We start from the raw sequence: 20,907 nt of genomic DNA, 5'->3' as shown, positions 1-20,907 counted from the left end.
AATATAACAATTGACAGAGGTATAAAGTGGAAGTATCATATAAGTCATCATGCCCTCTATTAACAATGTACAATACATTTTTGAGTGGTGAATATGCCCTGTGGCTGCTTTGAAACATGCCGGCTTGCCTTTTTAATAATTGCTTCACTTGTTGGAAATATTATAATTTAACCATGGGAGAAATGTACTTCTTACTTTTTCCGGGGATTCGGAGGGATTTAATTATGAGAATGTATGACATAATTGAGAAAAAACGGGATGGCTTTGAACTGTCACAGGAAGAAATAAATTTTTTTATTTCCGAATACTGCAATAACAAAATTCCGGATTACCAGGCAGCGGCATTTTTAATGGCAATTTTTTTAAAAGGTATGAATGAACGGGAGACAGCCCAGCTGACAGACGCTATGGCCCATTCGGGAGATATGATAGACCTGTCGGAAATCCCGGGGATAAAGGTGGATAAGCACAGTACAGGAGGGGTCGGAGACAAGACAACCCTGATACTGGGCCCCATTGTTGCTGCCTGCGGCATACCTGTTGCAAAAATGTCAGGGAGGGGACTTGGCCATACAGGCGGTACAATTGACAAGCTGGAAGCAATCCCCGGATTCAATACCAGCATTTCCAGAGAGACTTTTATTCAAAATGTAAAGGATATAGGTATTGCAATTGCAGGTCAGACAGGAAACTTAGCCCCTGCCGATAAAAAAATTTATGCCCTGCGGGATGTGACCGCAACAGTAAACAACATATCTTTGATTGCCAGCAGCATCATGAGTAAGAAGCTGGCATCGGGTGCCGACAGGATTGTATTGGATGTCAAGACGGGCAGCGGTGCGTTTATGAAAACTCTTGAGGACTCTGTGAAGCTGGCTCAGGCCATGGTAAAAATTGGTGAGAACACAGGACGGCATACAGTTGCTGTTGTTACTGAAATGGATATACCGCTTGGAAAAGCAGTCGGCAATTCACTGGAGATAATTGAGGCGGTGGAAACTCTTAAGAACAGAGGCCCGCAGGATCTGGCGGAAGTATCCTTTGAGCTGGCGGCACGAATGCTGGAGCTGAGCGGAAAAGGCAGCTTTGAACACTGCCGGGAGCTGGTCCGCGAAGCAGTGGAAAGCGGAAAGGCAATAAATAAGTTTGAAGAATTGATAGCCAGACAGGGTGGAAGAAAAGAAGTCATAGACGACTACAGCCTGTTTCCGCAGGTCAAGCATGTGTTTGAGTATAAGGCCGATACAGCCGGATATATCAGCACCATGAAAACAGACACCGTCGGTGTAGCATCTCTGGAGCTTGGAGCGGGCAGGGAAACCAAGGAAAGTACAATCGATTATGCGGCCGGTATATATTTTAATAAGAAGACGGGCGACAGAGTTGAAAAGGGAGAGGTTATAGCTACCCTTTATACAAACAGGGAGGAAAAAATCCCCCAGGCCTGCAGCTTATTGAAGCAGGCCATAGGCCTAAGTGATGCCCAGCCTGAGAAAAAGCCGCTGATACTGGCCTATATAGACAGCACCGGTGTAGAATACAATACCTTTTAACATATATTACAATTGCCCCATCATATTGGGGCTTTATTCTACTTTACATAAATTTCAAATATATTTATTTCGGATAAAAAAATTTTGACCAATAACAGAATATACACTAACCGTCCTGCATAACAATTAACTAGGACAGATATACCATTGTGGAATAGTTAATAATTGGAGGGACCCTAGTGAGAAGAATGTCGTTAATGGGATACATATTAATAATAGCTCTTATGCTGATGCCGGCTGCAGTATTTGCTGATGCAGACGAAGCCGCTGTTGAAGCATCCGCAAAGTATGATGATGTTGCGGTAAACAAACTTATTACAAAAACGAATGTATTGGACCTGAAGGCCAAATCCTCTGTTTTGATGGATGCAGCCTCAGGTAAAATTTTGAATGAAAAAAACAGCCATGAAAAGCTCCCCATTGCCAGTGTGACAAAAGTTATGTCAATGCTTCTGGTCATGGAGGCTGTGGACTCGGGAAAGCTTTCATTTGATGACAGGGTCAGTGTTTCCGATTATGCGGCCGGAATGGGAGGTTCACAGGCATACCTTGAGGCCGGAGAAGAGTTTACAGTTACAGAAATGATGAAGGCTCTTGCCATTCACTCCTCCAATGATGTTACAGTTGCTCTTGCAGAAAAGGTCAGCGGAAGTGAAGAAACCTTCGTTGCAGATATGAACAGGAAAGCTGCCGAGCTGGGAATGAAAGACACACAGTTCCTTGACTGCACCGGTCTTAATGATGAAGGCTACAGTTCTGCACATGATATTGCTCTTATGTCCCGCGAACTGGTAATGAAGCATCCTACGGTTCTGAAATTTACCGGAACCTGGCAGGATACCTTCAGGAACGGAACCTTTAAGCTCGATAATACAAATAAACTTATAAGATTTTATGCCAATACCGACGGCTTGAAAACGGGTTTTACAAACAAGGCAGGCTTCAATCTGGCGGCAACAACCAACCGCAACAACTTAAGGCTCATATCGGTAGTACTGGGAGAGCCTGATTCCAATACAAGATTTGCAGAGGCCAGAAAGCTTCTTGATTACGGTTTCGCAAATTATGAAAGGATAGGACTGGATAAAAAAGGTGAACTGGTGGGAAATATAACAGTCAAAAAGGGTACAAAGCTTCAGACAACTGCCGCTTACGGAAGCGATACCAGCGTATTGGTAGCCAAGGGTGAAAAGGGTAAGATTGAAAAGGAAGTTAAGCTGGTTCCTGAATTGACAGCACCAATAACAAAGGATCAAAAAGTTGGTGAAATCATTTATAAAATTGATGGCATCGAAGTAGGAAGATATGACCTGGTAGCCTATGAAAGTGTGAACAAAATAACATTTTCCAAACTTTTCACAAGATTGATGGTCAGGTGGTTCAGTATAGGGAGAGCTTAATAGCTCTCCTTTTTTAATATAGAATTAAATTTATTAAGAAGTTATTAACAACATTAACAACCGGGGATATGATTTTTCCCAGCATACCGCTTACTGCAAGCAGAATAAAAATAAACATTCCGTACTGCTCCAGAAGGTTGAAAAAACGGTATCTCCAGGTATTGAACAGATTGGAGATGACATGATACCCGTCAAACATAGGGAATGGAATCATGTTCAGAACAAAAAGAACAACGTTTATACCTGCAGTTATCACCAACAGGGATGCCACATTTTTGCCAATGTTGTTATTCAGAATATTCGAAAGCAAAAGTATTTTTGTCAAACCATAAAAAACAACGGCAATTAGCAGGTTCATCAACGGACCGGCAATTGAGACAAGTATATCATCTCTTCTGGGTTTTTTATAAAATCTCGGATTTGTCATAACGGGTTTTGCCCAGCCAAAACCTGCAATAAGCATAACAATAAAACCGATAATATCAATATGTGATCTGGGATCCAGAGTAATTCTTCCCTGGGATCTCGGCGTTGGATCACCCAGTGCATCAGACATTTTTGCATGAGCAAACTCATGCAGGACAAAGCCCAATAACAATCCGGGAATGGATAACAGCATATATATAGGATCTAAATTTCTTAACATAGATAACCTCCATAGTTTATAAAAGCCTGCCAACACAATATCAGTGTCTTGATACTATATTTTACGTGATGTTGGCAAAAAAGTCTACCGGCTGAATATTATTGTAATTATTGCCTCTTTTATGATAAGATTAATTGGTTGGGAAAATACAAGTATTTATTATTTGCCGGACATGTGCCGGTAACGCATATGGAGAGGAAATGGAAAGCGCTCTTACAAAAGCATGTACTTTAAAATTAGACAACTTCGAAGGCCCTTTTGATTTGTTATTTCATCTATTTGAAAAAAATCAGGTAGATATTTATGATATACCTATAAATACTATTACTGATCAATATCTGGATTATTTGTACACCATGCAGCAGCTTGACCTGGAGGTGGCAAGTGAGTTTCTTGTCATGGCGTCGACACTTCTGCATATCAAGTCAAAAATGCTTTTGCCGGATAAAAAGGAACAGAAGGAAGAAGAGCTTGACCCCAGGGAAGAACTTGTCAGACGCCTTATAGAATACAAGCGTTACAAGGAATTTACCAGGGATCTGAAAGAACTGGAGAAGAAGTGGGAAACAGTTGTATTCAGGCTCCCTGAAACACTTGATCTGCCGGTAAGGGAAGAGATACTTGAAATAGATCCCCAGATACTCCGGCAGCAGTATCTGGCCATACTTGACAGGAATAAGAAAAAGATAAATGCAGGCGCCAGGAACATAACCAAGCTTATAGAACATGAGAAGGTATCTCTTAGAAGTAAAATGAGAGAGGTTATTAAACAGCTCCTGAGCAAGGTATCCTTTAAATTTTCGGAGTTGTTTTCGCTGAAGACAAAATCGAAGACAGAAGTTGTAACGGGTTTTATGGCAGTACTGGAGCTGGCAAAGATGAGAAAGGTAAATATCGTCCAAACACAGCAGTTTTCAGATATACACATTGTCGGTAATTCTGATGTCAGCAGTGAAGAAGGCAATTATGAATTATATAATGAAATTGATGAAAATGTGAGGGAGTTTTAAATGGATATAAGTACAATTGAAAGCATTATAGAGAGTCTGATTTTCTCTTATGGAGATGCTTTGTCCCTTGACAAGATATGTGAAATACTGGAACTGGACAAGAAAACTGTAAGAAGCTTGATGAAGAACTTCATGGACAACTATAACAGGGCAAATAAGGGCATTATCATACGTGAGATAAATGATAAATATCAAATGTGTTCAAATCCGCAATATTTCGATTACGTATCAAAGCTCTATCAGATAAGGCAGAAACAGGCATTATCACAGGCAGCCTATGAAGTTCTGTCAATAATAGCTTATAATCAGCCTATAACTAAAGCAAAGATTGAACAGATAAGAGGAGTAAATTCCGACAGTGCCGTAACAAGGCTGCTTGAGAGAAATTTGGTAAAGGAAGCCGGAAAACTTGAAGCACCCGGAAGACCCAGGTTGTATGAAACCACCGATGAGTTTTTGAAATGCTTCGGCTTCAAATCCATAAGGGATTTGCCAATGCTTGATATACAGGATTTAAGTGAATTAAATCTGGAGGAACTTATTGAGGAAGATATTAAATAGTTAATAAAATACGGTAAAATGATTTAAATAAAAAATATATGTCAAAAATAACCAGGAGGTGATATATCTCTTGGTTATTTTTTTAGTGTTGGGAATTATATTATTACTTATATTAATAATATGGCGGTGCAAATTAACGGTAGGTTTTATTTTCAAAATGGACAACCTGACGTGTTATGTCTATGTTATCATTTACCTGTTTGGAAAAATTCCAACTAAAAAAATAACAATTTATCCGGCCAATAAAAACAAAAAGAAAAGGGATAAGCCGAAAAAAATTCGGAAAAAAACAGATATCAATCAGCTTCGAAAGGGAGCCTGGCTTTTGTTGAAGCTCTTTTACAGAAGCGTCATCCTCAAAAAATTCAAGCTAAAGGTAAGGGAAGGTACGGGTGATGCCTGTCAAACTGCACTTTTATACGGGTTGTTATGGAACTTGACAGCTTTAATACCCGGCCGGCTGTTTAATAATTTTTCCGTTGAGGATAAGGAGATCAAAATTGAAGCCGACTTTAAGGAAAAAGTCTGGAAGGTAGATTTTGATTGCATATTTAGCCTAAAAATTGTAAATATTATATCCATAGTGAGAGAAATAATTAAAATTTATTTAAAAAATAGAAAAGGTGGTGACGCTGGTGTCAGATCATCCAATAGAAGGTCTAATGACTACAGCCATGCAAAGTATTAAGGAAATGGTGGATGTGAACACCATTGTAGGAGATGCAGTCCAGGCTCCTGACGGTACTGTAATAATACCCATATCCAAAGTAAGCTTCGGCTTTGCAGCAGGAGGAGGAGATTATTCCACAGACAGCGGTTCTTCGGGAGAAGAGGGTGGGAAAAAGCTTCCGTTTGCAGGCGGCAGCGGTGCAGGAGTCTCAATCAATCCTGTTGCCTTTATGGTTTGCGGACAAAACCACATTAAGCTGCTTCCCGTTAATGTGAACTCATCTGTTGAAAAGATTCTGGATATGGTTCCGGATTTGGTCGAAAGAGCAAATGAACTTCTGAAAGAAAAAATGTCCAGGAAGGCTGAGTGCGGTAAGAAAAAAGAACACCAAAGCCAGGGACAGGATGTAAAAAAAGAAGAGTAACTTTAAAAGCGGGAGCCTTTCCCGCTTTTTTGCTTGACGTTATTATGCCTGAATAATAAAATAATTCATATGGGAAAAATCCAGATTTTGAGGAATATCATGACACAGATGAGATTGCAGAAATTTTTAGCTCATGCCGGGGTTGCTTCAAGGAGAGCTTCGGAGGAACTGATCAGACAGGGGAGAATAGCTGTTAACGGTAAGACGGTTACAGACATGGGTGTAACTGTCGGTGAAAATGATACCGTGGCATTGGATGGCAGACTTGTCACAAATAAGGAAACCGACGACAAAATTTATATTATTTTAAACAAGCCTGTGGGTTATGTATCAACTGTAAAGGACCAATTCGGAAGACCTGCGGTTACAGATCTGGTAAAAGACATACAAAGCCGCCTTTATCCGGTGGGGAGACTGGATTATGATACCTCCGGACTGATCATACTCACAAACGACGGAGAATTTACATACAGGCTTACCCATCCAAAGCATGAAATTAATAAGGTTTATGAGGCTATGATTTCAGGAGTGCCAAACAGAGCCGAGGCGGAACGGTTTGAAGCAGGCCTGGAAATCGAGGACTATGTCACTTCACCGGCCAGGCTTGAAATACTTGAGATAAAGGGAGAAAATGCAGTTATAAGAGTTACCGTACATGAGGGTAAAAACAGACAGGTCCGTAAAATGTGCAAAGCTATAGGCCATCAGGTCTTAACCCTTAAAAGGGTTTCAATCGGGCCCATAGCTCTGAAGGATCTGCCCGAAGGCAAGTGGAGAAAACTCACTCCTGAAGAGGTAAAAAGTCTTTATTAATAACCGAAGGAATAAACGCTCAATAATATAAATATCAGCAAAAAAGCAATATACATTACCATAATTACAATGTATATAATAGCTAAAATACCATTTATCTTGAAAAACCTGTTTAAATGGGTGAAAAAATCATTAAGTGTGAACTGATTATTGAAATTCTTATATTCTTTCAGACTTTTTGAGGCATTTACCAGGCCTATGCCTGCCAGAATCATGGGTACCCCTATTGCTGCCGTGATAATTCCGATACAGGTCAGTGCACCTACAACTATTGTAAAAATACCGAAAAACTTCATCCAGCCTGAGAGACTGTCCAGATTAACAGGCTGCAGCATGAAACTGTTTTCATGATTATAGTTGTTTGGGTTATAGTTATGATAACCGCCGGGATTGTTATTATGGGCTGAACTGTAAAAAGTATTGTTCGGATTCAAATTATCGGGGGGAGTATTTTGTACCGGATTGTTTATATCTGTCTGATTATCCATTCTATCTCTCCTTATAAGAAAATAATTAAGTGCTTTGATTATATCATAGCTGGCCTGTAAGCCGCAATAAATTGACAATTGTTAAGTATTTAAATTAATTGAACTAGTAGTCTGTAACATCTAAATTCATATATTGCCGGCGGTTAAATTTCCCCAGGACCGCGTTATCGAAAAGCACTGCTTCGCAGTACTTCGTAGGAATAAAGCGATTATTCCGCCCTTCTCCGCCTAGTCCTGAGAAAATTTTCCTTGCCGGACAATACACGTTTTAGATGTTACAGACTACCAGCTGGAGGACATACATAAATGTGCGTAATAAAAAACTCATTGACTCAATCACACCAGATTGTAGAAAGTATAGTTGAAAAGGGGGACCTTGTAGTCGATGCCACTGCCGGAAACGGAAACGATACTGTCTTTCTGGCCGGACTGGTAGGTGAACAGGGAAGAGTATTTTCCTTTGACATTCAGGAAAATGCTTTGAATTCCACAGAAAAAAAGCTTATAGACAGGCAGCTGAGAGATAGAGTCCAGCTTATTAACGACGGTCATCAATATATGAAAAATTATATAAGCGAGCCTGTAAAGGCTGTAATGTTCAATCTGGGATATCTTCCCGGAGGAGACCACTCTATCGGAACAAAAGGGAATACCACGATAGAAGCAATTAAGAACTCCATGGAGCTGATAACCGTTCACGGTATAGTAAGTATAGTTGTCTATTACGGAGGAGACAGCGGTTTTGATGAAAAAAACCAGGTAATGGAGTTTATCAGGACAATTGACTGCAAACAGTTTACTGTAATGAGGACAGACTTTGTAAATCAGATAAACTGTCCTCCCATATTGATATGCATCGAAAAGAACAAATAGGAGAAAAAAGTTTCCGACACTTCTTGACAATTGAAACAGAACAGTCACATCACGCAATAAAAGTGGCATAGCCACTTTTATTGCACACGGAGAATTTATCTAAAGGAATACGCAGAGTTAGAGCATATTCCGGCCGTAATCCATAAATAAAATTTGATTGCCGACAAGCTCAATTCAGTTTTGCAGTAATTGCCATTGTAAGTTGAAGTACCATTATTATAGACAATATAAACACAAAGATTTTTTTATTGCTGATTTTCATAAAAATCCCCTTTCATGGTTGCCTTTGGTTAAATTATATTAAATAATCTACTTTCAGATGCAAAAATGCAGGAATTTTAAGGTAAGTGTAATTAACTTGTAAATTTCGTAACATAACCGTAAAAATATGTAACAGTTCTGTAAAATTATTTATAATTTTTACTGTTTGTTTTATTTGAATTATCCTTTTGAACGGTGTTGACCTTTTTAGCGCTGCCTGATTTAACAATATTGCCGTTTCCTTGCCTGTCAGGCTTACCAGAGTGTTTACCTCCAGGCTTGACGGATTTCCGGGAATGGCCCTGACTGCCGTGCTGGTCAGGCTTTGTCCTGCTGATTGCATCCTTATCCCTGGCTTTATCCTTGTTTTTACTGGTTTTATCTTTAACATTATCCTTATCTTTGCTGTTCTCAGGTCTGGTTTCATGTTTATATGATTTGTATGCCTTATTTTTCCCGTTCAGGTTATGAGCTTTACTGACTTTGGTATATTCCATGCTGGTTTTGCCGTATTCCTTTTTATTATTATTTGAATTGTTTACATTTTTAGCATTGTCCTTTTTTTCAGTGTTTTTAGGTACTGCTTTATCAAGCATTTTAGAAATATGTTCGGTTTTCGCTTTCTCAATAGTTATATCCTTATCGGTTTTAGTTATTTCCTTATATAATTCATATCTGCCCATGGAGATGTTATTCTCAGCTGCTTCTTTTCTCACCTGGGGAGCGACCTTCAGCACTTTTGGATGCAGATCCTCAGTGCCTACTTTAATTGAAAGGCTTTCTATATCGGACAATATGACCGACAAAGTCTTTTCCTTATCGGCGGCAGAAGAATTCTTTGCCGACTCCAGGGCAGCGGAAATCAATACCTCATTTATTTTACCAGGACTTATATAGCCCGAGGTCGTTGAGGAGTCCAGCACTTTCGCTATTGCCGCCTTAACAGGCATATCCTTAAGTTCAAGCTCTTTGAGTAAAGGTACAGCCTCAGAATTTAAAGCTTTGACACTTAATACCCTGGAAGCATTATCCACGGCAAATTCCATACTTGGGTTTATATCAACGTCTATGTAGGCAAAGGCATTACCGGAGTTAAAAACCTGCAGGTACAAAACGGAGAGGAGGGCCAGAACCAGGATACCTGCGGCAAAAGTTATGTTATTGCGTATGTAACCTCCCGTTCTCATTGAAGACTTTGCTTCAGAGAACGTCAGCTGCTGACCCAAATACATGTCAGGAGTTCTTTTTATTGTTATGAAGTCGCATTTATCAGTCATTACAATGACTTTTTTATTATTCAGCTCCAGAATGGAACCCTTGAATTCCGCCATATCATTTACCTCCTCTCTCAACGTTCTCAATATAGCCTTGCAGGGTTTCAAGCCTGCTGCAAAGAATAATATAAACCGAAATTATAAATTTTCTGTTCCGTTCTACGGTTTTATGGTTTACATCCAGTAATTTCATAAGCTCCACCATTGGAATTGTTTTTTTTCTTTCAAGTTTATCCGAAAGCTCCCTGCTCTGAGCAAGTATTCTTGCTATCTTAATGGCCAGCCGTTTGGAATCCATGTGCTTGGGCGCAAGCTTGACAAGCTCCTTAAGTTCAATGTTAAAGGAGGCAAGCCGTTCGGTGAATGCTGCGAGTTCTTCTTTTGTTTCAATATTATTGAACTGGGAGGAAGCATCAACGGTAAAAAACTTGTTTTCGTAAAACACGTTTTCTTCTTCGTCATATCTCTCAAAATATGAAAGTGGAAAGGTTTTGCCATACTTTGAATTTTTTCTTTGATAATCTATAAGACGCCTCTTAATGACTGTTTCGGCAAACCTTAAGAAGCCGGCATTTTTGCTCTCGTTAAAGCAATCTATGGCCTCATTGAAAGCAAGAAGTCCGACGCTGTATTCTTCACTATTCTCCAGATCTACATACTTGCCGAGGGTCTTGGAAACTACCTTTATAATGAAAGGGTTGTAATCATTAATAAACTTGTTCCTTAATTCCTGATCACCATTTTTGATAGTTTTAATAATTTCTCCAAGGGGTTCGGGTTTTTGTCGTGATTTATTAAATATATGTAAAATAGTCAACAACACTTCACTCCTTGTAATAATATTCGTAGCCCTGCAGCAATTTTAAGTGGGTAAAAAAAGGATTGCGTTAAAGAAAAATCTGCATCTGGTATACATAAAGTATAGACCGTTTATTTATAATAATAAAGTCATTTCAAATTGGTAAAAAGCGGGTAATAAGAAGCAATTCTATTGACACACTTTTTTTGGTAATATATAATTATTACTAGGTAATAATAACTAATAATATTTTAAGGTAATAAATCGACCGTCCGGTTGATGAAATAATTTCGTTTTATTCTTATGATGGACATCATAAAGGAGGTTTATATGTCACAGAAAGAAAAGATTGAAAGCTTGAAAAGTATGAAAACATCTATCGCTTTGGGTGGTGGACAGGATAAGATCGAAAAAAGACATACCGAAGGCAAATACTCTGCAAGAGAGAGAATTGACATGTTGTTCGATGAAGGCAGCTTTGTTGAAATAGATGCTTTTATTGAATCAAGGTGCTTTGATTTCGGAATGCAAAAGAAAAAACTTGCCGGCGACGGAGTTGTTACAGGCTACGGTACTGTAAATGGAAGAAAGGTATTTGTCGCATCCCAGGATTTTACCGTAATCGGGGGTTCATTGGGTGAAATGCATGCAAGGAAAATAACAAAAGTAATGGATATGGCTGTAAAAATGGGAGCTCCATTCATCGCAATAAACGATTCGGGCGGAGCCAGGATTGAGGAAGGTCTGGATGCTCTTTCAGGTTATGGTGATATTTTCTATAGAAATACTCTTGCATCAGGTGTAATCCCGCAAATATCGGTTATAATGGGACCCTGTGCCGGCGGTGCCGTATATTCGCCCGCAATTACCGACTTCATATTCATGGTTGAAAACACAAGCCAGATGTTCATCACAGGCCCGCAGGTAATCAAATCCGTCACAGGAGAAGACGTATCTGTGGAAAAGCTGGGCGGCGCCGATGTTCACACTGCTGTAAGCGGTGTGGCTCACTTCAAGTCTGCAAATGAGGAAGAATGCATTGAAGATATCAAGAGGCTGCTGAGCTTTATTCCCGACAATAATGTTTCAGACACTCTGTACTACGGTACTGCTGACAGCGCCGGCAGAATAATTGAAAGTCTGAATGAAATAATTCCGGAAGAATCCAACAAGCCCTATGATATGTACGGAATTATTGAAGAAATAGTTGATGACGGCGATTTCATGGAAATTCACGGTGCTTTTGCACAGAATATAATAATAGGCTTCGGAAGATTGAACGGAAAATCCGTAGGCATTATTGCAAACCAGCCAAAGATCATGGCAGGTTCACTGGACATGAATGCTGCCGATAAGGCGGCCAGATTTGTGCGCTTCTGTGATGCCTTCAATATTCCGCTGGTAACTTTGACCGACGTACCGGCCTTCCTGCCGGGTGTGGCTCAGGAGCACAACGGTATCATAAGGCATGGTGCAAAGCTGCTTTATGCTTTCTCGGAGGCAACTGTTCCAAAGGTAAATGTAATATTGAGAAAAGCATACGGCGGTGCATATATAGCAATGAACAGCAAAACAATCGGCGCCGACATGGTATTTGCATGGCCTTCGGCAGAAATAGCCGTTATGGGACCTGACGGTGCTGCAAATATCATATTCAAAAAGGATATAACCGCATCTGAAAACCCAGCCGAAACAAGGAAGGAAAAAATTGCCGAGTACAGGGATAAATTCTCAAATCCATATGTTGCTGCTGCAAGAGGCTATATTGATGATGTTATAGAACCTGCTGAAACCAGAGCAAAGATCGTCATGGCTCTGGAAATGTTGAATACAAAGAGGGAAAACAGGCCTGCAAAGAAGCACGGGAATATTCCTCTTTAAAATAAGCTTTTAACTGCAATGACAGTTTGACAATAAATATGTGTAAATTATGAAATCTGTATGGAGGGATTTACTACTATGAGTAAATATATAATCAAGGTAAACGGAAACCCATATGAAGTGGAAGTGCAGGAGATAGGCGGTCCAAGCGCTCCCATGGCTCCGGCAGCCGTAAAGCCCAGGGCCAAGGGAACAGCAGGACGTCAAGCTGTAAAGACAGCACAACCTGCCGTGGCAAGCGCGGGAGATGTGGCTGCTCCAATGCCCGGAACTGTGCTTAAAGTAAAAGTTGCTGCCGGAGATACTGTTAAAAAGGGCCAGGTATTATTGATACTGGAAGCTATGAAAATGGAAAATGAAATAGTTTCCCCTGCCGACGGCAAGGTTGCTGCGTTGAATGTTGAAACAGGCAAGTCTGTCACTGCCGGTGAAGTAATGGTAACTATAGCTTGACCGGGGCCAACTTGAATAATAGAAGAGGAGATAGGTATGGGAGTAAGAATTACTGAAACAGTATTAAGAGATGCACATCAGTCACTTATAGCTACCAGGATGAGAACCGAAGATATGCTTCCCATTGTCGAAAAACTTGATGATATCGGCTATCATTCACTGGAAGCATGGGGCGGAGCTACTTTTGATGCATCTATGAGATTCTTGAATGAAGATCCCTGGGAGAGACTCAGAAAAATAAAAGCAGTAGCAAGGAAAACACCGCTGCAGATGCTGCTGAGAGGTCAGAACCTTCTCGGATACAAGCATTATGCAGATGATGTGGTTGAATATTTCATACAAAAGGCCATTGCCAACGGCATGGATATAATGAGAATATTTGATGCCCTGAACGATCCCAGAAACATAGAAACAGCCATAAAGGCATGCAAAAAGGAAGGCGGTCATGCCCAGGGATGTATATGCTACACCGTAAGCCCTGTGCACAGTCTGGAACTCTTTGTAAAGGATGCAAAGAGGATAGAAGGCATGGGAGCCGACTCAATATGTATAAAGGACATGGCCGGACTTTTGGTTCCATATCAGGCATATGAGCTGGTTAAGGCTTTAAAGGACAATGTGAAAATTCCTATCCAGCTGCACACTCACTATACCAGCGGTGTGGCTTCAATGACCTATATTAAGGCAATTGAAGCAGGAGTGGATATTGTGGATTGCGCCATATCGCCTATGGCTATGGGAACTTCACAGCCACCTACCGAACCTTTGGTTGCGACCCTTAAGGACACACCTTTCGACACCGGGTTGGATCTTGCCAAATTAAGTGAAATAGCAGATTACTTCAGACCTTTGAAGGAGAAATATATTGAAAGCGGACTCCTTGATGTTAAAGTTATGGGAGTTGATGTCAATGCGCTTATTTATCAGGTTCCGGGTGGGATGCTTTCAAACCTGGTTTCACAGCTGAAGCAGTCAAATGCGCTTGATAAGTATGAAGAGGTGCTCAAGGAAGTACCGCGGGTGAGAGAGGACTTCGGGTATCCCCCCCTTGTAACTCCAACCAGCCAGATCGTTGGAACACAGGCTGTGCTCAATGTTATAACCGGTGAAAGATACAAGATGGTTCCAAAGGAATCCAAAGGTATTGTTAAAGGCGAATACGGCAAAACGCCCGCACCTGTCAGTGAAGAAATCCGTAAAAAAATCCTTGGGGATGAACAGCCCATAACCTGCAGACCTGCCGATCTTATTGAGCCGGAGCTGGAAAAGATAAAGGATACTGCCCATGAATATATGGAGCAGGAAGAGGATATTCTCTCATACGCAATGCTGCCGCAGGTTGCCGAGAAGTTCTTCAAACAGAGGATAGAGGACCGTCAGACGGCCGCTGCTCCTGCTCAAAAGGCTGAAGGAATAAACCCTGAGGTGGTTGCCGCCATATCCGCAGTTGTGGCCGATATGGGTGCCAGAGACGGGAGACAGTATGCGGTGGGCAATATTTCCAGACTGGATAGTCAGAACAGATGGGGCCTGTACGGTATGCTGGAAAGATTCAGAACCAAACTATAAACCGAAAAATTTGCAATATTATTTCATAAATATATCCCAAACAAATATATCCAAAACACAAAAACTGCCGTCATTGCAAGAAAAGTATGACGGTGGTTTTTGTGTTCGGCCGGACGGGTATAATATGTGGGATTGGATACCCGAAAGAACAATTTACCGCAGGGGTTGGGCCGGCATAGCCGCGTCGCCGGCTTTCAGATGCTGAACCTCACAGCCTTTGTGCAAATAAATATAGTTCAGCTGATTGCTGTAAAATTTCAGAACTGCTACGTTTGAACCCTTCCTGATACGTTTGCCGCATTTTAGACAGTAATAATTTACATGCTCCATTTTGGCGTATGAAATGGAAGGAGTTATGTCCTTAAGCTTCTGCCAGCTCTTCCAGCCAACCTTGCACAGCGGTATCCTGTTGCTGTAGTCAGACAAAACCCATCTGAGCAGCTTGTGGAAATGGAAGGGATAGCGGGTGTATTTGATATATTCTTCGGGTAATCCAAGCTTAATGGTATAGAGCTCAAAATTTTTTTCAACCACTTCCTGAATCCTTCCGGTTATCTGGGTAACATACCAGCAAAAACCATTATCCGTAAGCCAGGGCTTCAGCTTTTCAAACATATAGCCGCGGCAGATTTCAATTGTTTCATGCTGATTGACCTTCAGTGCCTTAAAAGCCTTTTTCGCTATTTCAACAACATTGTCCAGGTAAAGCTTTTTTTTAAAGTTGTCTATGGCATATAATTCAACAGGTATAATGTCAAAATAATATTCATTGGTTTCAGGACGGTAAAACCCGATACAGGTTCCTCCCACAAAACTTCCGCTGCCTGCGTCATCGATCTGGATCATAAGTACCCCATGTTTGTAAGTTTCTATTGTTATTATAGTATTGGTAAGTTTCAGATTAATATGTTTACCGGAGAAAAAATAAGTTGCGGTACAAAAAAAGCGGGATATTTAAGAGTTTTTGGCGGCTGTCCGGCCGGTTTGCGGGAGAATGCGGTTACTTGATTTTTAAACTGTAAGAAGGTAATATTATAGTATGAAATTTACAGAAAAGCTTTACAATTTATACATAGGGATTTAACGACTATGACTTGGAGGAAATATGAACAGTATTCAGAAAAACAATGATCTCATTAACATCATTCAGCAAAAATATGATGATTTCAGTAAAGGCCAGAAGCTCATTGCAAACTATATTGTAAACCATTATGACAAAGCAGCCTATGTGACGGCGGCAAAGCTTGGTGAGATAGTTGGCGTCAGCGAATCAACCGTTGTGAGGTTTGCAATAGAATTGGGCTTCGACGGCTATCCAAAACTCCAGAAGGTGCTCCAGGAGCTTATTAAAAGCAAGCTGACCGCAGTTCAGAGGATAGAGGTATCTTCAAACAGAATAAATGAGGATAACATTTTAAAGAGTGTTATGCAGTCAGATATGGACAAAATAAAAATAACACTTGAACAGATTGATAATTCCGACTTTAATAATATAGTCGAAACTATTCTCGGTGCAAAACGCATATTCATACTGGGAGTCAGAAGTTCAGCGCCTCTTGCAAGTTTTTTGGGTTTTTATTTCAATTTGATTTTCGATAATGTAAGGCTTGTTCATACAACAAGTGTCAGTGAAATGTTTGAGCAGATTATCAGGGCTCGGGCGGGTGATGTGGTTATAGGTGTCAGCTTCCCGCGTTACTCCAAGAGAACAATTAATGCCATGCAGTTTGCCAAGAAGCAGGGAGTCAAGACCATTGCACTGACTGACAGCGCCGAATCGCCGGTGGCCAAGTCGGCTGATTTATCCCTGCTGGCAAGAAGCGATATGGCTTCATTCGTAGACTCCCTTGTCGCACCCCTCAGTCTCATTAATGCTCTTATCGTAGCAATAGGGATGAGACGCAAGAATGAAGTATATAATACGTTTGAAAAGCTTGAAAAAATATGGGACGAATACCAGGTATATGAAAAAGATGACGGCTATAATGACGAAAAGCTCTAATTAACCAACCGGAAGGAATAATATGAATACTAAAAATGTGATTGTTGTCGGAGGAGGGCCTGCAGGCATCATGGCTGCAGGCATTGCTGCGCATAGAGGAAATAAGGTCATACTGCTGGAAAAAAACGACCGTCTGGGAAAGAAACTGCTGATATCGGGAAAAGGCCGCTGCAATATCACAAACGATGCCGATATTGAGGGACTCATAGAAAACACTCCCGGCAACGGGAATTTTTTATATTCTGCTTTTTATACATTTTCCAATCAGGATCTTATAAGCTTTATAAATGAATTGGGGCTTGAAACAAAGGTTGAACGGGGAGGAAGAGTGTTTCCGGTCTCGGATTCGGCCAGGGATGTTGTTTCGGCACTGATGCGGTTTTTAAATAAAAATAATGTAAAAATAATGACCGGTTCTCCGGTGAGAAATATAATTTACCAAAATGATAAAGTCAGCGGTGTGGGGCTTACGGACGGCACCGTGCTGGAAGCCGACAGTGTCGTACTTGCGGTGGGCGGCATGTCCTATCCCGGAACAGGTTCCACTGGTGACGGCTATGAAATGGCAAAAAAACTGGGACATACCATTACGCCCTTAAAACCGTCTCTTGTACCTCTGGTTACAGAGGATGAATGGGTCAAAGATTTACAGGGCCTGTCCTTGAAGAATATATCCGTAAGTTTTAAAAATAACAGAGGAAAAGAAATTTATAGTGATTTCGGCGAAATGATATTTACCCATTTCGGCGTTTCGGGACCGGTTATCCTCAGTGCCAGCAGGCATCTGCTCGCATATGATTTCAAGGACATAACACTGTCGGTTGATTTAAAGCCGGCCCTTTCAGAAGAAAAGCTGGATGAACGTGTACAGCGGGATTTTGAAAAGTACAGCAGGAAACAATACAAGAATTCACTTGATGAATTGCTGCCCCAGAAACTTATTCCGGTTGTAATAGAGCTTTCGGCAATAGACCCGTATAAGCCGGTACATCAGATAACGAAGGAGGAGCGCAAAAGACTGGTTGCGCTTTTAAAGCGCCTGGAAGTCACAATAGTGGCTGCCAGATCAATAAAAGAAGCTATTGTAACGGCAGGAGGCATAAAGACTAATGAAATAAACCCATCTACAATGGAATCCAGGAAGATCAAAGGTCTCTATTTTGCAGGAGAGATTATTGATGTAGATGCCTATACCGGAGGCTTTAACCTTACCATTGCCTTTTCGACGGGATATCTGGCAGGCATGAACTGTTAACAGAATTTGCAGCTAAATTAACCAATATTGCTCCCGGCTAAATTAACTTGTCGTGCTAATTAAAATCTTGTTTGATTTACGGATAGATTGGGAACCAACTGGTAACTCCCGCACTAACTTCATAAAATGAAGCTGCACCCAAAACAATTGCGGTAATTGTATCGCCTCATTTAAAACGTTTTTTCCGTCGCTCAAACTCGACATCCTGTCTCGATTTGAAGCTCAAAGCAGCCTCCTGCTGCTTTGCCGGCAAAACCGCTTTACCTTCGTCGACAATTTATCACAATTGTTTTTAACCGTGCAGCCATTTCATGAAGTTGTCCTGGCGCACCAGTTGATTCAAATAAGCCATTTTGTAAAGCAAAACTGAATTTCTTACAAAGGTTGGTAACATTTTTGAGCTGGAAAGCATATTTAAATTAACCGGCACCCCGCATTAAATTAGCAGCCAAACCATATTCTTCTTCAGGAAATGATGACTATTTCGCTCCAAAATTGAGCATATTATCAATAACTATGGTTATATGGGAATTGAATTGCTCGATTGGGGGATGAATATGAAAATTAAGGTTTTCAGGTTTAAAAATGCTTCTGAGAACAGTGACAAGAATACGGTTTTTGAAAATATATTGTTCAGTACCTGCATTTTATGTTTTGTCGTACTGATAATCGTACAGGTGGTTTTAGTGGTTCCCTCGTTCAGGAGTGCTTTAAACATAACAGACAAGAGTATAGGACTGCCTTTGAACGGAGATGAATATCTGTACGATCAGGGACAAATAACAATTAAAATGATGGGAGAGGAACCTGATCCATCTGTGCGTGTTCTTATAAATGGTGATAATGTCACCCAGTTTGATAATACTGAAATGACACTGAACGTCAGAGATGGAGACGTTGTGGAGATTGACGGGAGTCAGAGCTTTGCCGGACATATTGTCAGAGTGGAATCCACAACTACAAATATAGACGGCAAGTGTAAAAATGCGCTGGTAAACATTGAAAAAAATATAAAAACGCTGGTAAAGGTACGGATAAAATAAACTCAACAAGTTAATATAATAAAAAAGTATTGATTGTTTTATAAATTAAAAACCTATATAATATTTTGTATAGGTTTTTTCCTTGGCGGTACCATATCTGCAACTGTATGGCGCAACGGACCTCCTTTATTCGCTACATTGCGATAAAGGATAATTACCTGTGAATTTATGGCCGTGCGAAATATTCAAAGTATTTATCAATACTTTGAAACGCACATGGCCAATTAACCTCCTTTTATTCGCCTTATAGCGGATGAGGAGTCAAGAGATTTCATTACAGTTTTGGTGGCCGCTATTGTGGTTCATGGAGGTTAATATGACGGAATATGGAAGTAAAGATATAGCAAGTGCTGCGATAAAAATCGCTCTGACAAATGACAGGGCATCTGAAAAGAAATTGCAGGCTGAATTCATGCAGATAGGGATACAATCGGCAGCGGTCGACTACGGCGGGGAATTCATTTCTTCGGTAATGAAGATTGTTGAACGTGCTGTTGTCTCTTCAAAAAGGGAAGGTGTAATAACCGAAAGCCATGCAGAACAGGGTGCTGTTGCGGGCGCTACCAGGGAAGCAATATCGCAGATAATGCCAAAGGCCATCGGGTTGAATGTAGGCGGAAAAATCGGCATAGCACGTTACAAGGATCATATCAGTGTAGCTGTTTTCTTCGGAATAGGTTTGCTGAACCTTAATGAGGTCGCCATAGGTCTTGGCCACAGGGTAGTATAATTCTAAAAAATTTAATAAATTTGATTTTATCTTTTATTTTACTTGTTAATACTGGAGGACAATGTAATGCTTGTACGCGCAATCAGGGGGGCAATAACTGTTCCTGAAAACACAAAAGAGGCAATTTTGGAAGGAACCAGAGACCTGTTGGCTGAAATAATAAATAACAATAAAATAAAAACATCTGATTTAATAAGTATAATATTTACAATGACCAGCGACTTAAATGCTGTATTCCCCGCTGTGGCGGCAAGGGAAATGGGCTTGAACGATGTCCCTCTCATGTGCTCCAGTGAAATTGATGTTCCGGGAAGCCTGAGAAGCTGTGTGAGGGTTTTGATACACATTAATACTGATAAAGAGGGCAGTGAAATAAAACACATCTATTTAAAAGGTGCGGCCGTATTAAGGCCGGATTTGGCAAAATAATACTGTGCCATATATCAGGGGATGTATATAAATGATATTCACGAGGAGAAAGTGATGCCAAGAAGTATAGCAATAGACGGGCCGGCAGGTGCCGGCAAAAGTACCATAGCAAAAAAGGTTTCACAAAAATTGGGGTTTATTTATCTTGATACCGGTGCAATGTACAGGACAGTTGCTTTAAAGGCAATAAAAACCGGAATAGATACAAAAAATCACCAGGAGCTGGCAAATATGATGGATAAACTGGACATATCCATTTCCCATGAAAACAACCTGCAAAAAATTTTTCTTGATGGAGAAGATGTATCCGAGGCAATCAGAGCACCCCAGGTGTCGGTAGGGGCATCCAATGTTGCCGTATTTCCGGAGGTAAGACTGAAGATGGTTGATTTGCAGCGTAAAATAGCCTCGGGTATTGACGTGGTCATGGACGGAAGGGATATAGGCTCATACGTGCTGCCTGCTGCCGAACTTAAAATATTTCTGACAGCGTCGGTTGATGAAAGAGCCAGAAGAAGGTATGAAGAGCTTGTACAAAAAGGCCAGCCGGCAAATCTGGAAGCCGTTAGGGATGACATTATATTCAGGGATAAAAATGACAGTTCCAGGGCATTAGCTCCCCTTGTAAAAGCGGCCGATGCAATTGAAATTGATTCTACCATACTTACAATAGATGAAGTTGTAGAAAAAATCTTATATTTTTATAAGAATTATGCCAATATAACGAGGGAATAGATTATTTCAATTGATCCTATGCGTTATTATGAGTTAAA

Annotated in this window: 22 protein-coding genes; 17 read left to right on the top strand and 5 right to left on the bottom strand. The window is 40.6% G+C overall.

What is annotated here, in order from left to right; all coding sequences use genetic code 11:
- The first annotated feature begins 224 nt into the window (after window positions 1-224).
- A complete protein-coding gene (locus CTER_RS04935) occupies window positions 225-1,553 on the top strand; it encodes a pyrimidine-nucleoside phosphorylase (RefSeq protein WP_004624090.1) in 1,329 nt (442 codons plus the stop codon).
- 188 nt (window positions 1,554-1,741) lie between these two features.
- A complete protein-coding gene (locus tag CTER_RS04930; protein ID WP_242834935.1) occupies window positions 1,742-2,953 on the top strand; it encodes a D-alanyl-D-alanine carboxypeptidase family protein in 1,212 nt (403 codons plus the stop codon).
- Window positions 2,954-2,966: 13 nt separating this feature from the next.
- Here the strand turns inward: CTER_RS04930 and CTER_RS04925 are convergent, their stop codons facing one another.
- Complete coding sequence (locus CTER_RS04925) at window positions 2,967-3,599, bottom strand: site-2 protease family protein (RefSeq protein ID WP_004624025.1); 633 nt, start codon at window positions 3,597-3,599, stop codon at window positions 2,967-2,969.
- Between the two features lie 200 nt (window positions 3,600-3,799).
- Between CTER_RS04925 and CTER_RS04920 the strand changes: the two genes are divergently transcribed.
- The 5 genes from CTER_RS04920 (at window position 3,800) to CTER_RS04900 (ending at window position 7,077) form a co-directional block, all read left to right on the top strand.
- Entirely contained in the window at window positions 3,800-4,609 is an 810-nt protein-coding gene (locus tag CTER_RS04920) for a segregation and condensation protein A (RefSeq protein ID WP_004624112.1), read from the top strand.
- Complete coding sequence (gene scpB, locus CTER_RS04915) at window positions 4,610-5,170, top strand: SMC-Scp complex subunit ScpB (protein WP_004624012.1); 561 nt, start codon at window positions 4,610-4,612, stop codon at window positions 5,168-5,170.
- A 325-nt stretch (window positions 5,171-5,495) separates the two neighbouring features.
- Window positions 5,496-5,858, top strand: coding sequence for a DUF2953 domain-containing protein (locus tag CTER_RS28710; protein WP_242834931.1), 363 nt, complete (start codon window positions 5,496-5,498; stop codon window positions 5,856-5,858).
- Window positions 5,806-6,264, top strand: a complete 459-nt coding sequence (ytfJ, locus tag CTER_RS04905) for a GerW family sporulation protein (RefSeq protein ID WP_004624185.1) — start codon at window positions 5,806-5,808, stop codon at window positions 6,262-6,264. The genes CTER_RS28710 and ytfJ overlap by 53 nt, the downstream gene beginning before the upstream one ends.
- 99 nt (window positions 6,265-6,363) lie before the next feature.
- The gene (locus CTER_RS04900) at window positions 6,364-7,077 is read left to right on the top strand and encodes a pseudouridine synthase (protein ID WP_004624108.1); all 714 of its coding nucleotides are present in this window, start codon (window positions 6,364-6,366) and stop codon (window positions 7,075-7,077) included.
- Here the strand turns inward: CTER_RS04900 and CTER_RS04895 are convergent.
- Entirely contained in the window at window positions 7,074-7,565 is a 492-nt protein-coding gene (locus tag CTER_RS04895) for a DUF5362 domain-containing protein (protein ID WP_004624239.1), read from the bottom strand. The genes CTER_RS04900 and CTER_RS04895 overlap by 4 nt on opposite strands.
- 306 nt (window positions 7,566-7,871) lie before the next feature.
- On the opposite strand from CTER_RS04895, the gene mnmM reads away from it, so the two are divergent.
- Window positions 7,872-8,438 carry a tRNA 5-(aminomethyl)-2-thiouridylate-methyltransferase MnmM gene (gene mnmM, locus CTER_RS04890; protein WP_004624037.1) on the top strand — a complete coding sequence of 189 codons (567 nt, stop codon included), beginning with the start codon at window positions 7,872-7,874 and terminating at the stop codon, window positions 8,436-8,438.
- A 407-nt stretch (window positions 8,439-8,845) separates the two neighbouring features.
- Here mnmM and CTER_RS04885 read toward each other — a convergent pair whose 3' ends face one another.
- Both CTER_RS04885 and sigI read right to left on the bottom strand, forming a co-directional pair.
- On the bottom strand, window positions 8,846-10,030 hold the full coding sequence (locus CTER_RS04885) for an anti-sigma factor domain-containing protein (protein WP_004624058.1): 1,185 nt from the start codon (window positions 10,028-10,030) through the stop codon (window positions 8,846-8,848).
- A 1-nt stretch (window position 10,031) separates the two neighbouring features.
- Window positions 10,032-10,793 carry an RNA polymerase sigma-I factor gene (gene sigI, locus CTER_RS04880; protein WP_242834930.1) on the bottom strand — a complete coding sequence of 254 codons (762 nt, stop codon included), beginning with the start codon at window positions 10,791-10,793 and terminating at the stop codon, window positions 10,032-10,034.
- A gap of 309 nt (window positions 10,794-11,102) precedes the next feature.
- Here sigI and CTER_RS04875 point away from each other — a divergent pair, with 309 nt between their 5' ends.
- The 3 genes from CTER_RS04875 to CTER_RS04865 all read left to right on the top strand — a co-directional run bounded on the left by CTER_RS04875 (window position 11,103) and on the right by CTER_RS04865 (window position 14,675).
- Window positions 11,103-12,653, top strand: a complete 1,551-nt coding sequence (locus CTER_RS04875) for an acyl-CoA carboxylase subunit beta (RefSeq protein WP_004624200.1) — start codon at window positions 11,103-11,105, stop codon at window positions 12,651-12,653.
- A gap of 78 nt (window positions 12,654-12,731) precedes the next feature.
- On the top strand, window positions 12,732-13,106 hold the full coding sequence (locus CTER_RS04870; RefSeq protein ID WP_004624249.1) for a biotin/lipoyl-containing protein: 375 nt from the start codon (window positions 12,732-12,734) through the stop codon (window positions 13,104-13,106).
- Between the two features lie 36 nt (window positions 13,107-13,142).
- Window positions 13,143-14,675, top strand: coding sequence for an oxaloacetate decarboxylase subunit alpha (locus CTER_RS04865; protein WP_004624023.1), 1,533 nt, complete (start codon window positions 13,143-13,145; stop codon window positions 14,673-14,675).
- Between the two features lie 153 nt (window positions 14,676-14,828).
- Here CTER_RS04865 and CTER_RS04860 read toward each other — a convergent pair whose 3' ends face one another.
- Window positions 14,829-15,521 carry a hypothetical protein gene (locus tag CTER_RS04860; protein WP_004624175.1) on the bottom strand — a complete coding sequence of 231 codons (693 nt, stop codon included), beginning with the start codon at window positions 15,519-15,521 and terminating at the stop codon, window positions 14,829-14,831.
- Between the two features lie 259 nt (window positions 15,522-15,780).
- On the opposite strand from CTER_RS04860, the gene CTER_RS04855 reads away from it, so the two are divergent.
- From CTER_RS04855 to cmk, 6 genes are all read left to right on the top strand, one after another.
- Complete coding sequence (locus CTER_RS04855) at window positions 15,781-16,677, top strand: MurR/RpiR family transcriptional regulator (RefSeq protein ID WP_004624148.1); 897 nt, start codon at window positions 15,781-15,783, stop codon at window positions 16,675-16,677.
- Between the two features lie 22 nt (window positions 16,678-16,699).
- The gene (locus CTER_RS04850) at window positions 16,700-17,932 is read left to right on the top strand and encodes a BaiN/RdsA family NAD(P)/FAD-dependent oxidoreductase (protein WP_004624306.1); all 1,233 of its coding nucleotides are present in this window, start codon (window positions 16,700-16,702) and stop codon (window positions 17,930-17,932) included.
- 557 nt (window positions 17,933-18,489) lie between these two features.
- Window positions 18,490-18,975, top strand: coding sequence for a hypothetical protein (locus CTER_RS04845; protein ID WP_004624106.1), 486 nt, complete (start codon window positions 18,490-18,492; stop codon window positions 18,973-18,975).
- 316 nt (window positions 18,976-19,291) lie between these two features.
- Window positions 19,292-19,705 carry a HutP family protein gene (locus CTER_RS04840; protein WP_004624089.1) on the top strand — a complete coding sequence of 138 codons (414 nt, stop codon included), beginning with the start codon at window positions 19,292-19,294 and terminating at the stop codon, window positions 19,703-19,705.
- A 66-nt stretch (window positions 19,706-19,771) separates the two neighbouring features.
- Window positions 19,772-20,134: a chorismate mutase gene (gene aroH / locus CTER_RS04835; RefSeq protein ID WP_004624293.1), complete on the top strand. Its 363-nt coding sequence runs from the start codon at window positions 19,772-19,774 to the stop codon at window positions 20,132-20,134.
- Window positions 20,135-20,188: 54 nt separating this feature from the next.
- Complete coding sequence (gene cmk, locus CTER_RS04830) at window positions 20,189-20,869, top strand: (d)CMP kinase (protein WP_004624110.1); 681 nt, start codon at window positions 20,189-20,191, stop codon at window positions 20,867-20,869.
- The last annotated feature ends 38 nt before the right edge of the window (window positions 20,870-20,907 follow it).

Origin of the sequence: Ruminiclostridium cellobioparum subsp. termitidis CT1112, assembly GCF_000350485.1 — a bacterium.
GTDB classification, from domain to species: Bacteria; Bacillota; Clostridia; order Acetivibrionales; family DSM-1351; genus Ruminiclostridium; species Ruminiclostridium termitidis.
The sequence above is the reverse complement of the archived record's forward strand: the minus strand, read 5'-3'. Positions and strand labels throughout refer to the sequence as shown.

Excerpts from the sequence above, each read along its gene's own strand:
- CTER_RS04935 (WP_004624090.1), top strand. The coding sequence starts at position 225 with ATGAGAATGTATGACATAATTGAGAAAAAACGGGATGGCTTTGAACTG.
- CTER_RS04930 (WP_242834935.1), top strand. The coding sequence starts at position 1,742 with ATGTCGTTAATGGGATACATATTAATAATAGCTCTTATGCTGATGCCG.
- CTER_RS04925 (WP_004624025.1), bottom strand. The coding sequence starts at position 3,599 with ATGTTAAGAAATTTAGATCCTATATATATGCTGTTATCCATTCCCGGA.
- CTER_RS04920 (WP_004624112.1), top strand. The coding sequence starts at position 3,800 with ATGGAAAGCGCTCTTACAAAAGCATGTACTTTAAAATTAGACAACTTC.
- scpB (WP_004624012.1), top strand. The coding sequence starts at position 4,610 with ATGGATATAAGTACAATTGAAAGCATTATAGAGAGTCTGATTTTCTCT.
- CTER_RS04900 (WP_004624108.1), top strand. The coding sequence starts at position 6,364 with ATGACACAGATGAGATTGCAGAAATTTTTAGCTCATGCCGGGGTTGCT.
- CTER_RS04895 (WP_004624239.1), bottom strand. The coding sequence starts at position 7,565 with ATGGATAATCAGACAGATATAAACAATCCGGTACAAAATACTCCCCCC.
- mnmM (WP_004624037.1), top strand. The coding sequence starts at position 7,872 with ATGTGCGTAATAAAAAACTCATTGACTCAATCACACCAGATTGTAGAA.
- CTER_RS04885 (WP_004624058.1), bottom strand. The coding sequence starts at position 10,030 with ATGGCGGAATTCAAGGGTTCCATTCTGGAGCTGAATAATAAAAAAGTC.
- CTER_RS04875 (WP_004624200.1), top strand. The coding sequence starts at position 11,103 with ATGTCACAGAAAGAAAAGATTGAAAGCTTGAAAAGTATGAAAACATCT.
- CTER_RS04870 (WP_004624249.1), top strand. The coding sequence starts at position 12,732 with ATGAGTAAATATATAATCAAGGTAAACGGAAACCCATATGAAGTGGAA.
- CTER_RS04865 (WP_004624023.1), top strand. The coding sequence starts at position 13,143 with ATGGGAGTAAGAATTACTGAAACAGTATTAAGAGATGCACATCAGTCA.
- CTER_RS04860 (WP_004624175.1), bottom strand. The coding sequence starts at position 15,521 with ATGATCCAGATCGATGACGCAGGCAGCGGAAGTTTTGTGGGAGGAACC.
- CTER_RS04855 (WP_004624148.1), top strand. The coding sequence starts at position 15,781 with ATGAACAGTATTCAGAAAAACAATGATCTCATTAACATCATTCAGCAA.
- CTER_RS04850 (WP_004624306.1), top strand. The coding sequence starts at position 16,700 with ATGAATACTAAAAATGTGATTGTTGTCGGAGGAGGGCCTGCAGGCATC.
- CTER_RS04845 (WP_004624106.1), top strand. The coding sequence starts at position 18,490 with ATGAAAATTAAGGTTTTCAGGTTTAAAAATGCTTCTGAGAACAGTGAC.
- CTER_RS04840 (WP_004624089.1), top strand. The coding sequence starts at position 19,292 with ATGACGGAATATGGAAGTAAAGATATAGCAAGTGCTGCGATAAAAATC.
- aroH (WP_004624293.1), top strand. The coding sequence starts at position 19,772 with ATGCTTGTACGCGCAATCAGGGGGGCAATAACTGTTCCTGAAAACACA.
- cmk (WP_004624110.1), top strand. The coding sequence starts at position 20,189 with ATGCCAAGAAGTATAGCAATAGACGGGCCGGCAGGTGCCGGCAAAAGT.